This is a genomic window from Dietzia timorensis, from assembly GCF_020742175.1.
GTDB lineage: Bacteria > Actinomycetota > Actinomycetes > Mycobacteriales > Mycobacteriaceae > Dietzia > Dietzia timorensis_A.
Genome location: NZ_DYXM01000087.1, coordinates 1 through 13,416, shown reverse-complemented (window position 1 = coordinate 13,416; position 13,416 = coordinate 1). Strand labels below are relative to the sequence as shown.

Annotated in this window: 13 protein-coding genes; 9 read left to right on the top strand and 4 right to left on the bottom strand. The window is 65.3% G+C overall.

Annotated elements, in window-relative coordinates:
- Positions 1–216: hypothetical protein (locus K8V11_RS04735; RefSeq protein WP_303911280.1), on the bottom strand; the 216-nt coding region annotated here is incomplete at its 3' end.
- A gap of 72 nt (positions 217–288) precedes the next feature.
- Here K8V11_RS04735 and K8V11_RS04730 point away from each other — a divergent pair.
- The 7 genes from K8V11_RS04730 (at position 289) to K8V11_RS04700 (ending at position 7,284) form a co-directional block, all read left to right on the top strand.
- Positions 289–984 (top strand): LysE family translocator, encoded by a 696-nt coding sequence (locus K8V11_RS04730; RefSeq protein WP_303911278.1) that lies wholly within the window; start codon positions 289–291, stop codon positions 982–984.
- 21 nt (positions 985–1,005) lie between these two features.
- Positions 1,006–1,677, top strand: a complete 672-nt coding sequence (locus K8V11_RS04725) for a DUF3239 domain-containing protein (RefSeq protein WP_303911277.1) — start codon at positions 1,006–1,008, stop codon at positions 1,675–1,677.
- Positions 1,678–1,780: 103 nt separating this feature from the next.
- On the top strand, positions 1,781–2,740 hold the full coding sequence (locus tag K8V11_RS04720) for a DUF808 domain-containing protein (RefSeq protein WP_303911276.1): 960 nt from the start codon (positions 1,781–1,783) through the stop codon (positions 2,738–2,740).
- Between the two features lie 20 nt (positions 2,741–2,760).
- A complete protein-coding gene (locus K8V11_RS04715; protein ID WP_303911274.1) occupies positions 2,761–3,900 on the top strand; it encodes a MalY/PatB family protein in 1,140 nt (379 codons plus the stop codon).
- Positions 3,901–3,985: 85 nt separating this feature from the next.
- Entirely contained in the window at positions 3,986–5,110 is a 1,125-nt protein-coding gene (locus K8V11_RS04710; RefSeq protein WP_303911273.1) for a GAF domain-containing protein, read from the top strand.
- A 128-nt stretch (positions 5,111–5,238) separates the two neighbouring features.
- Positions 5,239–6,762, top strand: a complete 1,524-nt coding sequence (locus tag K8V11_RS04705; RefSeq protein WP_303911271.1) for an aldehyde dehydrogenase family protein — start codon at positions 5,239–5,241, stop codon at positions 6,760–6,762.
- A 117-nt stretch (positions 6,763–6,879) separates the two neighbouring features.
- Positions 6,880–7,284: a DUF779 domain-containing protein gene (locus K8V11_RS04700; protein ID WP_303911269.1), complete on the top strand. Its 405-nt coding sequence runs from the start codon at positions 6,880–6,882 to the stop codon at positions 7,282–7,284.
- Between the two features lie 5 nt (positions 7,285–7,289).
- Here the strand turns inward: K8V11_RS04700 and K8V11_RS04695 are convergent, their stop codons facing one another.
- The 3 genes from K8V11_RS04695 to K8V11_RS04685 form a co-directional block, all read right to left on the bottom strand.
- A complete protein-coding gene (locus K8V11_RS04695) occupies positions 7,290–8,678 on the bottom strand; it encodes a lipase family protein (protein ID WP_303911268.1) in 1,389 nt (462 codons plus the stop codon).
- A 168-nt stretch (positions 8,679–8,846) separates the two neighbouring features.
- A complete protein-coding gene (locus K8V11_RS04690) occupies positions 8,847–11,054 on the bottom strand; it encodes a 3-hydroxyacyl-CoA dehydrogenase NAD-binding domain-containing protein (protein WP_303911267.1) in 2,208 nt (735 codons plus the stop codon).
- Between the two features lie 49 nt (positions 11,055–11,103).
- Positions 11,104–12,330: an acetyl-CoA C-acetyltransferase gene (locus K8V11_RS04685; protein WP_303911266.1), complete on the bottom strand. Its 1,227-nt coding sequence runs from the start codon at positions 12,328–12,330 to the stop codon at positions 11,104–11,106.
- A 281-nt stretch (positions 12,331–12,611) separates the two neighbouring features.
- Here K8V11_RS04685 and K8V11_RS04680 point away from each other — a divergent pair, with 281 nt between their 5' ends.
- Positions 12,612–13,079 carry a nitronate monooxygenase gene (locus K8V11_RS04680; protein WP_303911265.1) on the top strand — a complete coding sequence of 156 codons (468 nt, stop codon included), beginning with the start codon at positions 12,612–12,614 and terminating at the stop codon, positions 13,077–13,079.
- The coding region (locus K8V11_RS04675) for a nitronate monooxygenase (RefSeq protein WP_303911263.1) at positions 13,001–13,416 on the top strand (416 nt) is incomplete at its 3' end. The genes K8V11_RS04680 and K8V11_RS04675, both read left to right, overlap by 79 nt.

Here is a 13,416-nt window from a genome sequence, read left to right as displayed (position 1 = left end):
GATCTCGCCCGAGCCGAGCGCGGATAACTGATCCTGAGGAACCCCAAGGGACCCGAGCGCATCCGAGACGCCAGGGAACCCCGAGCTCCCCGGGGCCTGCACGGAGCCCGTCGACTGCGCGTACGCGGGCGCTGCAAGACCGCCGCCCACGACGATGAGCGCCGAGGCGAGCGCGGCGAGGGCGATGCCAGACCTACGAAATGTGGCGTGAGTCACGCCTTAAGGCTAGCTTACGGGCGCTTTTTGCGGCTGGTGAAAGCGGGTTTCACACCCCTAGACTGTCCCTTCGTGCTCACCCTCTCCCAACTGCTTGCGCTCGTCGGCGTGTGGATAGTCGGCGCCTACACCCCGGGCCCGGACATGCTGCTCGTGATCCAGCGCTCGCTGGCCTCGCGGTGGGCGGGATTCGCGGCGATGGCCGGGGTGGTCACGGGGGTCGCGATCTGGCTGGGCGCGTCGATGCTCGGGCTCGCCGCGATCCTCCAGGCACGCGAGGACCTGCTGCACTGGCTGCAGCTCGCCGGCGGCGGGTTTCTCGTCTTCATGGGAGTCACCGGACTGCGCAGTTCCTGGCCGGTTGCGCGCGAGAGCGTAGCGGCCAGGCGCGGTCATGTGGCGGCGACGTCATCCAGCGGTGGTTCCGTTCGAGGCGCAACGAGAACGCGAACGCTTCGCGGCGACTATGCGCGGGGGCTCGCGACGAACCTTTCCAACCCGAAGGCCGTGGTGTTCTTCGGTTCGCTGCTCGCGCCGTTCCTGTATCCGGGCGGTGAACGGCTGTCGATTGCGGCGTCGATGGGAATCTTCGCGCTGCTCGTCGCGATCGCCGCTCTCGCGTTTGCCTCGGTCACGCTCGCTGCCTCGCATCCGAAGCTCAACGCACGGATCCGGACCTGGCTTCCCGTGGTCGACGCGGTGAGCGCCGCGCTGTTTATCGGCATCGGGACATTCATCGCGGCGGCGGCGCTGGTGGAACTGACCTAGCGACAGTCCATAATGGACACCATGCCCGCACCGCAGAACCCGCACACGCAGTACCGCCTCTTCGACTTCGACGTGGATCAGTCCTGGGCGCGCAAATACAACGAGAAGCTCGGCGAGATCCGCCGGCTACAGATCGCCGCGGCAATCCTTGCCGTGGTCTGCCTCGGCGGTGCCGTCGTCCTCGGAGTCGTCTTCGGTTCGGTCGGCGCGCTGATGATCGCCTTCGTCCTCGGCCTCTTCGGCCTCGGTTGCCTCGCGATGATCTTTTACATCCCCCGCAAGATGGGACAGATCGACCGCACCTACGCCACCTCCGAACTTGTGCCGGCGATCGTCGCGAACGTACACCCGCACGTGCTCACGCTCGTCGCGCTCGTCGACCAGGCCGTCGACCGTTCGGCCGGTTCGATCCCCGCGCTGGTCACGCTCTCCGCGCAGAAGCTTCCGGGGCACGACCGGAAGGAGGGCGAACGCGTACCGTGCGTCGCCGTCGCCGGGAACCGCTCCGCACGAGGCAAGGACAACGCCTACCAGTTCATCTCCCCGATGCCGATCGCGTGGGGCACGAGCGACAAGGGCGTGATCAAGCGCGCGATCAAACAGATCCCGACCGAGGAATGGGACACGGTGCGCCGAAACGTCGGCCGCTTCGAGGAGATCCAGAAGTCCCCCGCCGGAATCCTGCGGCTCTAGGGGCTACGCCACATCTCGCGCATCGGTGCCGTGATTCGCCTATTCTTTTGCCAGTACGCGAACGACCGCCCGCGCGGGCCCCCTCCCACCTAGGAGTTCAGTAATGGCCGGTGGCCTCGTAGCCCTTCTCGACGACATCTCCGTGCTCGCGCGTATGTCGGCGGCGAGCATCGACGACGTCGCGGCCGCCGCGGGGCGCACCAGCGTCAAGGCGGCGGGCGTCGTGGTCGACGACACCGCGGTCACCCCTCAGTATCTCGAGGGCGTCGACGCCTCCCGCGAGCTTCCGATGATCCGCAAGATCACCATCGGTTCGGTGCGCAACAAGCTCCTCATCATCCTGCCGATCGCGCTACTGCTCAGCGCGTTCGCTCCGTGGGCGATCACGCCGATTCTCATGCTTGGCGGCTCCTACCTGTGTTTCGAGGGCGCCGAGAAGCTCCTCGACATGGTGCGGCGGAAGTCCGGCGAGAAAGACGAGGCCGCAGAACCGGCCGTGCGCCAAGGCGAGGACGCCGAGAAAAAGGTGGTGTCCGGCGCGATCCGCACGGACCTCATCCTCTCGGCCGAGATCATGATCATCTCACTCAACGAGGTCGCCGAGCAGAGTGTGTGGATGCAGGCCGCGGTCCTTTTCGTCGTCGGCATCCTCATCACGCTCGTCGTGTACGGCGTGGTCGCGCTCATCGTCAAGATGGACGATATCGGCCTCGCGCTCGCAAAACGCGACTCCGCCGGCGTCAAGAAGCTGGGCCAGGGGCTGGTCAAGGCGATGCCCTTCATTCTGTCGGCGCTGTCGGTGGTCGGCACGTTCGCGATGACCTGGGTCGGCGGGCACATCATCGTCGAGGGAATCGGTGACCTCGGTTGGCACGGACCTCACGATCTGATCGCCGCCATCGCCCACCCGGTCGCCGGACTCGCAGGGGTCGGCGGCGCGCTCGCGTGGTGCGTGGAGACACTGTGCGCATTTATCGTCGGCACCGTGTGGGGCGCGTTCCTCGCGACCGTCATCCATCTCCTCCCCTTCGGCAGCCACGAGGAGTCCGAGGCAACGCACTAGCGCCGCGATAAGCTAGGGCAATGAGCTTCCCCCTAGATCTCGAACTCTCCGCTCTCCGCAAACGCCGCAGCGAGAAATGGGTCTCCTACCCCGAGGACGTGCTGCCGCTGTTCGTCGCCGAGTCCGACGTCGCGCTCGCACCCCCGATCGCCGAGCGCCTCGCCGCGGCCGTCGCGGACGGCGATACCGGATACTCCGCGGATGCCGAGGGGCTGCGCGATGTCGTCTCGCAGTACTACACCCGCTACGGGGTCGAGTCCGCGCCCGGCGACGTCATGCCCGTGTATGACGTCGGAGTCGGCGTCCGCGCGGCGCTGGCCGAGTTCGTGCCCAGCGGAGGACGGGTGGTCCACCACGTTCCCGTCTACATGCCGTTTCCGGGGTGGATCCGCCGTGCCGGTCACGAGCCGGCGCCCGTTCCGTTCGACGAGGACGGCGGCATCAACCTCCCCGCAATCGAGGCCGAGCTCGCCGACGGTGCGCGCGCAGTGCTGCTGTGCCACCCGCACAATCCGACCGGCCGCATCCACCCGCAATCCGAGCTCGCCGCTCTCGCCGAGCTCGCCGATTCCTACGGCGCGATCGTGGTGTCCGACGAGATCTGGGCACCCATGGCCCTGCCGGGGAACGAATTCCGCAGCTTCCTCGCCGCCTCGAATACCGCGCGCAAGGTCGGTTTCGCGATCTCCTCGGCGTCGAAGACCTGGAACCTCGCCGGCCTCAAGTGCGCCTTCGTCATCACAGGTAACCGCGCCCAGTACACGCTCCCGCCGTATCTCGCCGGCGCCGCCGGGCACCTCGGATCTCTCGCCGCCCGCGTCGCGCTCACCGAGGGCGAGCCATGGCGCGAGCAGCTGATGGCCGCGCTCGACGAGAACGTCGACCTGCTTGAGAAGCTGCTCGCCGAGCACCTGCCGAAGGCGAAGATGGCGCGCCCGGAGTCGACGTACATCGCGTGGATCGATGCCTCCGCCTACCCGGAACTCGGAGACAACCCCGCCAAAACCTTCCTTTCCGAGGCGAAGGTCGCCTTCAGCCCCGGCATCGCCTTCGGCCCCGGCGGCGAGGGGCACTTCCGAGTCAATTTCGCCTGCAACCCTGCGGTTCTCACCGAGGCGTTCGAGCGGGTCGGCCGCGTGGCGGCCACGAAAGCCGACTGAGAACCGATCCGCGGGCCTGGACGCCCACACGATCGCGCCTATACTGTGAGCTGAATCACCAGTTCAATCATGGGCGGGAGGATGCGTGTCCCAGCAGCGGCCAGCGCGGACGTCATCCGTGGCCACGGAGCAGCACACCGGCACGCCGGTGGAGACCGTCGTCGGCCTAGTCAACGATCTGCTCATGCCCACGGCCTCGGACGACGGGCTCGTCGTAGCGCTCGCCGACGACACCGGCCACTTACGCCACATCGGCGGCGACAGGCGCGCGCAGTCGCGCATCGAGGAGATCGGGTTCGCGGTCGGCGAGAACTGGTCGCAGGCCAAGAAGGGCACAAACGCCCCGGGCACGGCCTTATTGCGCGGTTCCGCGCTGTCGGTGTTGCGGGACCAGCACACGCGCCCGGAGGTCCACGCGTTCAGCTGTTCCGCCGCACCGCTCGTCCATCCGTCGACCGGGGCGATCCTCGGTGCCCTCGACGTCACCGGCGGCGACGCCGCAGGCGACCCGCGCTGCCTGGCCCTCGTCCGCGCGACCGCCGCGGCCGCCGCACGCGAGCTGAGCATCCAGATGCGCGACGCGGCCACCCTGGACGCATACCGCACCCAGCCGTCTCCGCCGACGCTTCGCCTCGTCCACCGTGGCCGACCGTGCCTCGAGATCGGGGGATCCTCCACCCCGCTGACGACGCGCCACACCGAGCTCCTCACAGTCCTCGCCACCGAGCCCGGCGGACTCACCGCCGGGGAGATCGGCGCGCTCATCTACCCGGAGCAGACGGCCGCGGCCACCGTCCGCGTGGAACTCCTCCGCCTCAAGCGCCTCCTCGAGTCGATTCCCGGCGCGCCACAGCTCGCTGGGCGTCCGTACCGGCTCACCGAACCTCTCGCGGTCGACGCGCTTGAGGTGGTGGAACACGTCGGCCGCGGCGAATACGATCTCGCACTCGACCTCTACCGCGGGGAGTCGGCGGCCGCCGCAGAATCCGACCGCGTCTCGGCGATCCTGCAAAGCGCCTCTCTCGCTCTCCGCGAGGCGATGCTCTCCGACGCCGACCCCGACACCCTCCTTCGCTATCTGGAGCTACCGGAAGTCGAGGCGGACCCCGATCCGTGGCAGGTCGCCCTGCAGGTGCTGCCCGCGCGATCGGCGCAGCGCTCGGTCATCGTCGCCCACCTGGAAACGCTCCAGAGCAGCGACTCCGCATAATCAGTTCCCCGTAGGGCCCTGCATCTCCGCCGTCATGCAACGTTGTTGCAACGTGACGCAGATTACATTTGCAGATAACCGCACTGGTTAACAACCACCTGGTTGATCCGCAATGAAAGGAGTCCACCATGACGGTGTACGCGAACCCGGGGACCGAAGGCGCACTTGTCGATTTCAAGGAGCGCTACGACCACTACATCGGTGGCGAATGGGTCGCCCCGATCAAGGGCGAGTACTTCGAGAACGTCTCCCCCATCAACGGCAAGGTGTTCTGCGAGATCGCGCGCGGCACCGCGGACGATATCGAAGCGGCGCTCGACGCGGCATGGGCGGCGGCACCGAAATGGAACACCACGAGCCCCGCGGAGCGCGCGGTGATCCTCAACAAGATCGCCGACCGCATCGAGGAGAACCTCGAGAAGATCGCCGTCGCCGAGAGCTGGGACAACGGCAAGGCGATCCGCGAGCCGCTCAACGCCGACATTCCGCTCGGCATCGACCACTTCCGCTACTTCGCCGGCGCGATCCGGGCGCAGGAAGGGCATCTGTCGCAGATCAACGAGGATCTCATCGCGTACCACTTCCACGAGCCGCTCGGCGTCGTCGGGCAGATCATCCCGTGGAACTTCCCGCTGCTCATGGGCATCTGGAAGCTTGCCCCGGCGCTCGCTGCCGGTAACTGCGTGGTACTCAAGCCCGCCGAGCAGACCCCGGCGTCGATCATGGTGCTCATGGAGATCATCGGCGATCTGCTGCCACCGGGCGTGGTCAACGTGGTCAACGGTTTCGGCGTCGAGGCAGGCAAGCCGCTCGCGGCGAACAAGCGGATCCGCAAGATCGCCTTCACCGGTGAGACGACCACGGGCCGCCTCATCATGCAGTACGCCTCCGAGAACCTCATCCCGGTGACCCTCGAGCTCGGCGGCAAGAGCCCGAACATCTTCTTCTCCGACGTTATGAGCGAAGACGATGCGTTCTGGGACAAGGCGCAGGAGGGCTTCACGATGTTCGCGCTCAACCAGGGCGAAGTCTGCACCTGTCCCTCGCGCGCGCTCGTGCAGGACTCTATCTACGACCCGTTCATGGACACGGTGACCGAGCGTACGCAGGCCATCAAGACCGGCAACCCGCTGGACACCGACGTCATGATGGGTGCGCAGGCCTCGAACGACCAGCTGCAGAAGATCCTCAGCTACATCGACATCGGCAAGCAGGAGGGCGCGAAGGTGCGCACGGGCGGCAAGCAGGCCGACCTCGGCGGCGACCTGTCCGGCGGCTTCTACGTCGAGCCGACGATCTTCGAGGGCGACAACTCGATGCGCATCTTCCAGGAGGAGATCTTCGGTCCCGTCGTCTCCGTGGCGCGGTTCAACGACTACGCCGACGCAATGAAGACGGCGAACGACACGCTCTACGGCCTCGGCGCCGGCGTGTGGTCTCGTGACGGGAACGTCGCCTACCGCGCCGGCCGCGAGATCCAGTCGGGCCGCGTGTGGGTGAACAACTATCACAACTACCCGGCCCACGCAGCCTTCGGCGGCTACAAGAGCTCGGGCATCGGTCGCGAGAACCACCTGATGATGCTCGATCACTACCAGCAGACGAAGAACCTTCTCGTCTCGTACGACCCGTCGAAGATGGGCTTCTTCTAAGCCCGCAGGCGGCAGAACGCACGACCGTGGTGGGGTGTTCGGCGAGCGCCGGGCACCCCACCATTGTCTTCTCCCCATATCTGACGCGACAATGGATCACACACCAGGAGGTGCGCCATGACCACTTCGTCACTAGCGTCCACGCCCACCATCGAGGGCGAATCCACAAGCCGCGTGGACCTCACGCCCGCGGCTATCGAGTTGCTACAGAAGCTCGCGAACCGCAACGGGCAGCTCATGTTCCATCAGTCCGGAGGATGCTGCGACGGCTCCTCCCCGATGTGTTATCCGCAAGGCGAATTCCGCACCGGGGACTCGGACATCCTGCTCGGCACCTTTACCCTGCCCGATTTGCCGGATGACGTCGCCGAACTCGATTTCTGGATGAGCCGCGAGCAGTTCGAGGTGTGGAAGCACACCCACATCACGGTCGACGTGGTGGACGGGCGAGGCGGCGGTTTCTCCCTCGAATCGCCCGAGGGCAAACGGTTCCTCATCCGTTCGGAGATCATGCCCGCCTGACTCGCTCAGGACTGCGAGATCGGCACCGGGAACGTTCCGCCGTGGCCACCGCGGGTCAGGTCGTTGCCCGCCGGGTATGTGCCGCAGTTGTTCGGCGCGGGCACCCCGGCGAACCGGTCGTTCACCCAGCCGAGGGTCTCGAGTGCGTACGGAATCCCCGCCGCCACGTGGCTCGCGATCGGGTATTCGCGGTACACGATCGGCGTTCCCGCCTCGCAATAGCGGTGGGCCAAGGCGCGCACGTCGCCCGCGACCATCACGCCGTCGCCGGCGCCGGTGTTCTCGCCGCCAGGCGGGGTCAGCTCGATAAAGCCGCCTCCGCCCTGGACGAGGAGCATCGGTATGTCCGGGACCGGCGCGGTCCCCATGTTCACCTTGTCGACGATCTCCCTGATCGGCGGCACGTCGAGCGGCGCCGGATACTCGGGCTTGACGAGGTCGTCCCACGACATGCCCGCCAAACGCCCGAACCCGTCGATGATCGAAGCGTCCTCCATCTCATCCGCAAAGTACTTACCGGTCTCGGTGAGATACGGATCCATATCGATCTCGTACGCGCGCGCCAGGCCGACGATCGCCATGAGCACGACGCCGGACCACAGCGGCCCCTCGATCGCGTAGGTGAGGTTGTTCAGCGGGTTGACCAGGAGCCCGCCCTGCGCAGCACCGACGATAGAGGGCCGAAGTTCGGGCGCGTAGTCGTTCATCAGGACCGCTGCCCAGTTCGTCGCGATTGCGCCGCCGGAGTAGCCGATCATCGCGACCGGCGAGTCCGCCCGTACACCTCCGACTTCGGCATTCTTCGCAGCTCGCAACGAGTCAATCGTCGCCATCCCGTATTCCGGCCCCGCGGCGAAGTTTGCGTCCACCCCCTCGGTGTCTGCCATCACGACGCTGGCGCCCGACTGCAGGATCGGCAACATCACCGCCGTCTCAGCCGTGGCGATGCCTCCTCCCAGCGAGAAGTTTCCCGCCAGCGAGCGCGACGGCCCGTCCTCGGCATTGAGCGAATCATAGGCCGACTGATACGCGACAACTCGCCCGTCGGCAGGCACCGTCGGGTGCAGCACCGAGGTCACATTGAACTCGGGTCGTCCCTGCGTATCGGTCGTGCGATACTGCAGCTGCGTCACTCTCACCGGTGTCGCGAGCCCTGCGAGATGTAGCGAAATTTCCCGCTGCCGCAATACATCCCCCGGCTGCGCCGCCGCGAGATCCACTGCGGGATCGAGCTCGTAAAACGTGCGGTCATCACCGGGATTGACGATGCTGCTCAGCTCGTCGGCCTGGCCCAACGAATTCGTGTGGTTCGCGGCACTACCGGACGGCGCCTGCTGCGCCTGCGCCACTGGGGGGATGACGGCGGACCCCGCGAACACGATCGCCGCCGTCATGCTCAGCACGCCTTGGCGGCGGCACCACCGAAGGCTGCGTGAAGCCATTCGACTCGGACCGTTGCCGGCACTGATCCCCGACTGCCCCAAACTCCCTATACCCACTGGGTTTCCCTCCACCGGCCGCAGCGCTGCGCAGCCACAGCTTTTTCAATTTACAAAGCGGCGCTAAGCCGAAGTGGAACCGTCTGCGTTGCCCTCGGAGGCGGCTCGCTCGGCGAGCGAGTTCGGCGGGGTGAACCGATCTCCGTACTTTCCGGCAAGTTCCTTCGCGCGGGCGACAAACCCGGCGACTCCGGTGCCGCCCACGCCAAAGTAGTTCTTCACGTACTGACGGGTTCCGCCGGTCCACGCCGGATAGCCAATGCCGATAATGGATCCGACGTTCGCATCGGCGTCGTCGACGATAACTCCCTCGTCGAAGCACTTCTGCGTCTCGATCGCCTCGGCGAACAGCATCCTGTCGACGAGATCTTGCATCGGCGGCGAATCCTCACCCGTCGTAGAGAATGCCTCTCTCAGCCCGGACCACAGGCCGGTTCGCTTCCCATCGACATAATCATAGAAGCCTGCTCCTCCCGCGCGGCCTGTGCGGCCAATCTCCTCGACCATCTTCAGCACGACTCGGTCGGAGGCGGTGGGCTTGTACTCGACGCCCTCTGCCTCGGCGGCGTCGCGGGAGGCCTGTCGGATCTTCACCATGAGGTTGAGGTTCAGCTCGTCCGACAACTGTAGAGGCGCGGCCGGGTAGCCCGCACGGCGACCCGCCTGCTCGATCGTCGCGGGATCGATGCCCTCGTCGAGCATGCCGATCGCCTCGTTGACGTATGTCCCGATCACCCGGGAGGTGTAGAAGCCACGGGAATCGTTCACCACGATCGGTGTCTTGCGAATCGCCAGTGTGAGATCGATGGCCTTCGCGAGGGTTTCCGGGGTCGTCTTCTCTCCCTTGATGATCTCCACAAGAGCCATCTTGTCGACCGGCGAGAAGAAATGGATGCCGATGAAGTTTTCCTGCTTCTTCACGCCCGTTGCCAAATCGGTAATCGGGAGCGTCGAGGTGTTGGACCCGAGCAGTGCGTCTGGGTCGACCACGTCCTCGATCTCGGCGAACACCTTTTTCTTCAGGTCCGGGGACTCGAAGACCGCCTCGACTACGACATCGCAACCGGCGAGGGCGTCCGGCGACTCCGCCGGCGTGATCCGTGCGAGTAGCTTCTCCGACTTCTCCTGGGTGGTTCGTCCGCGCTCCAGCGCCTTGGCCTCGAGCTTCTCCGCATACGCCTTGCCCTTTTCGGCGCCTTCCAAGGACACGTCCTTCAGCACGACGTCGATGCCTGCCTTGGCGCACACGTACGCGATTCCGGCGCCCATCATGCCGGCGCCGAGCACACCGACCTTGGTGAATTGCGTCTTCGGGATCTCGGAACCATCGGCAGCCTTCGGCCGGGCGCCGCCGGAAGACAGATGCTGCATGTCGAAGAAGAACGCCTGGATCATGTTCTTTGACACCGGTCCCGTAGCAAGAGAGGCGAAATAGCGCGACTCGATGAGCGAGGCGGCCTCGAAATTCACCTGCGAGCCTTCGACAGCCGCGGCCATGATCGCCAGCGGCGCCGGGTTCGGCTGACCGCCGAGCTTCTTGCGAAGATTCGCAGGGACCGACGGGAGGATCGAGCTCACCGCGCGATCGTCGACCGTGCCACCGGGGATCTTGAAGCCCTTCTGATCCCACGGCTTTTCCGCGCTCGGGTTTGTTGCGAGCCACTTCTTCGCCGCGGGTACGAGACCGTCGACACCGTCGACCACCTCGTCGATGAGACCCTTGTCCAGCGCCTTATCCGGGCTGAACGAGCGTCCGGAGGTGAGGAACTCGGCAATCGCTTTCTGGATGCCGAACATGCGCACGAGGCGCACGATTCCGCCGCCGGCGGGCAGAAGCCCGAGGGTGACCTCCGGCAGTCCGACCTTCGCGCCGGGGACGTTCGCGAGAACGCGATAGTGGCAAGCGAGCGCGAGCTCGAACCCGCCGCCCATCGCGGCACCGTTCAACGCCGCAACGACGGGCTTGCCGAAGGTTTCGAGCCGTCGCAGCTGGCCCTTCATGTGGCCGGTCTGCCCCATGATCTTTTCGGCTTCATCGGGGCCGATCGCCATAATGCTGTTGAGGTTTCCGCCGCCGAAAAATGACTTCTTTCCCGAAGTGAGGACGACACCCGTGATCGAGTCGACCTCCTTCTCAAGTCGGTCGAGCGTCTCATCAAACGAGGTGCGGAACGCGTCGTTCATCGTGTTCGCGCCGTGGTCGGGGTCGTCGATGGTGAGAACGACGATGCCGTCGGAGTCCTGCTCCCACCCGAAAATATTGGTACTCATCAGTAGTAAGTTCTCCCGAAGTAGTGAATTCGCGTGTTGGTGGAAGCGGTCAGACCCGCTCGATGATGGTGGCTACGCCCATTCCGCCGCCGACGCAGAGGGTCACGAGCGCGCGCTTGCCACCCGTGCGGTGTAGTTCGTCGATGGTCGAACCGAGGATCATCGCGCCGGTCGCGCCCAGCGGATGCCCCATCGCGATAGCGCCACCATTGGGATTGAGCTTCTCGTCTGGGATGTTCATGTCCTTCTGGAATCGCAGAACGACGGACGCGAAAGCCTCGTTGATCTCCCAGATGTCGATGTCTTCTGGCTCGAGCCCAGCCATGGCAAGCGCCTTCTTCGCGGCCGGCGTCGGACCGGTGAGCATGATCGTCGTATCCGCGCCCGACGTCGCCTGCGAGACCACGCGTGCCCGCGGCTCCATCCCCATGTCGGCGCCGGCCTTTTCGCTACCGACCACTACCAGCGCCGCGCCGTCGACAATCCCGGAAGAGTTACCTGCGTGATGAACGTGCGTGATCTCGTCGACCCAGTGGTACTTCTGCAGAGCAACTGCGTCGAAGCCGCCCATTTCGCCGGCCATCGCGAATGAGGGCTTGAGCGCCGACAGCGACTCCACCGTCGCACCGGGACGCATGTGCTCGTCGCGATCAAGCAGGAGAAGCCCGTTACGGTCGCGGACCGGCACAACCGAGCGATCGAATCGCCCCTCGTCCCAGGCTCGCTTGGCATACTCCTGGGACCGCACGGCGAGCGCGTCGACGCGCTCCCGGTCGAATCCCTCGATGGAGGCGATGAGATCCGCGCCCACGCCCTGAGGGGAAAAGTATGTCTCGTAGTTCGTCACCGGATCGGTCGCCCAGGAGCCACCGTCCGTACCCATCGGCACGCGCGACATCGACTCGACGCCTCCGGCGAATACAACCTCGTCCCAGCCGGAGCGAATCTTCGCTGCAGCCATGTTCACCGCGGAAAGACCGGAGGCGCAGAACCTATTAATCTGCACACCGGCGACGGTATCGGGCATCTTCGCCGCGAGAGCGGCGATGCGGGGAAGATCCATCCCCTGATCGCCGATCGGCGTCACGATCCCGAGGATGATGTCGGAGATCCGGTCCTCATCCAGGCCCGGGAAACGCTGGCGAACCTCCTCGATCAGGCCGACTACAAGGTCAATCGGCTTCACCGTGTACAGCGCCCCGCCGGGCTTACCCTTACCGCGCGGGGTGCGAATGGCGTCGTAGATAAACGCCTCAGGTACTTGCGTGCTCGTCATGTGCTGTTCCAGAGCCTTCCAGTGAGACAAACGCTATCTGCCCAAATTGTAACGTGTTCTAGTTTACGGGCTCGCAACGCCAAGTACATGCGAATACCAAATCGCAGAACGAATAGATCAACGCAGAACCAATCCCGAATCTGCGACCGGAACGACCACCCAGACATGGAGGCTTACCATGGCGACTAACGGCAGATCGAAATCCGCCACATTGAGGCCGCATCGCTCCACGGAGCGCCCGATCCGCCACATTCTCCGACAACAACACATAGGTGGTCTTCTTGCCCACGAACAATTCCTCGCTCAACACGCTGCGCAAGCCGCTTATCGCAGCACCCATGGCGGGCGGGCCAACCACGCCCGCGCTCGTCTCGGCTGCTGCGGCCGCCGGCGGGATGGGCTTTCTCGCCGCCGGCTACCAGTCGGTCGACGCTCTACACAACGACATCACTGAGATCCGTTCGGCAGGAACGGAGCTGTTCGGCGTCAACCTGTTCATCACCAGGTATGACGACGCACGCAGCGCAACCTCGGACGACGAAATTGCCGAGTTTGCCAGGACCCTATCGGGCATTGCGGAGTCCGCCGGCCTCGACGGTCCGGCGACAGCATCGTTCACCGACAACGACTACGCAGGAAGGTCGACTACCTGTGCAACACTCCGGTCCCAATGGTGTCGTTTACCTTCGGCGTCCCCGATGCAGGCACCGTCGACCGCTTGCATGAGGCGGGCACCGAAGTCGCAGTGATGATCACTTCCGCGGAGGACGCGCGGACCGCCAGAGAAAACGGCGCAGACATCCTCATCGCACAGGGAACCCAAGCCGGAGGCCACCAAAGCACCTTCAGCATCGGCGACGGACCGGGACAGCGTTCCACGCTCGAATTGCTCAAAGACGTCACCTCGTCACTGCCGGATGTCCCCGTAATAGCGACGGGCGGAATCCATACAGCAGCCGATGCACGTGCCGCGCTCGACGGCGGAGCGATCGCCGTCCAACTAGGTACTGCCCTGCTCAACACACAGGAAGCCGGCACAAGCGCGGCTCATCGCGCCGGACTTGTTCGGCACTTCGGCACACATGG

What these genes read in the sequence shown, in the direction of transcription:
- K8V11_RS04725 (WP_303911277.1), top strand. Translation starts at nt 1,006, where the DNA reads ATGCCCGCACCGCAGAACCCGCACACGCAGTACCGCCTCTTCGACTTC.
- K8V11_RS04720 (WP_303911276.1), top strand. Translation starts at nt 1,781, where the DNA reads ATGGCCGGTGGCCTCGTAGCCCTTCTCGACGACATCTCCGTGCTCGCG.
- K8V11_RS04715 (WP_303911274.1), top strand. Translation starts at nt 2,761, where the DNA reads ATGAGCTTCCCCCTAGATCTCGAACTCTCCGCTCTCCGCAAACGCCGC.
- K8V11_RS04705 (WP_303911271.1), top strand. Translation starts at nt 5,239, where the DNA reads ATGACGGTGTACGCGAACCCGGGGACCGAAGGCGCACTTGTCGATTTC.
- K8V11_RS04700 (WP_303911269.1), top strand. Translation starts at nt 6,880, where the DNA reads ATGACCACTTCGTCACTAGCGTCCACGCCCACCATCGAGGGCGAATCC.
- K8V11_RS04695 (WP_303911268.1), bottom strand. Translation starts at nt 8,678, where the DNA reads ATGACGGCGGCGATCGTGTTCGCGGGGTCCGCCGTCATCCCCCCAGTG.
- K8V11_RS04690 (WP_303911267.1), bottom strand. Translation starts at nt 11,054, where the DNA reads ATGAGTACCAATATTTTCGGGTGGGAGCAGGACTCCGACGGCATCGTC.
- K8V11_RS04685 (WP_303911266.1), bottom strand. Translation starts at nt 12,330, where the DNA reads ATGACGAGCACGCAAGTACCTGAGGCGTTTATCTACGACGCCATTCGC.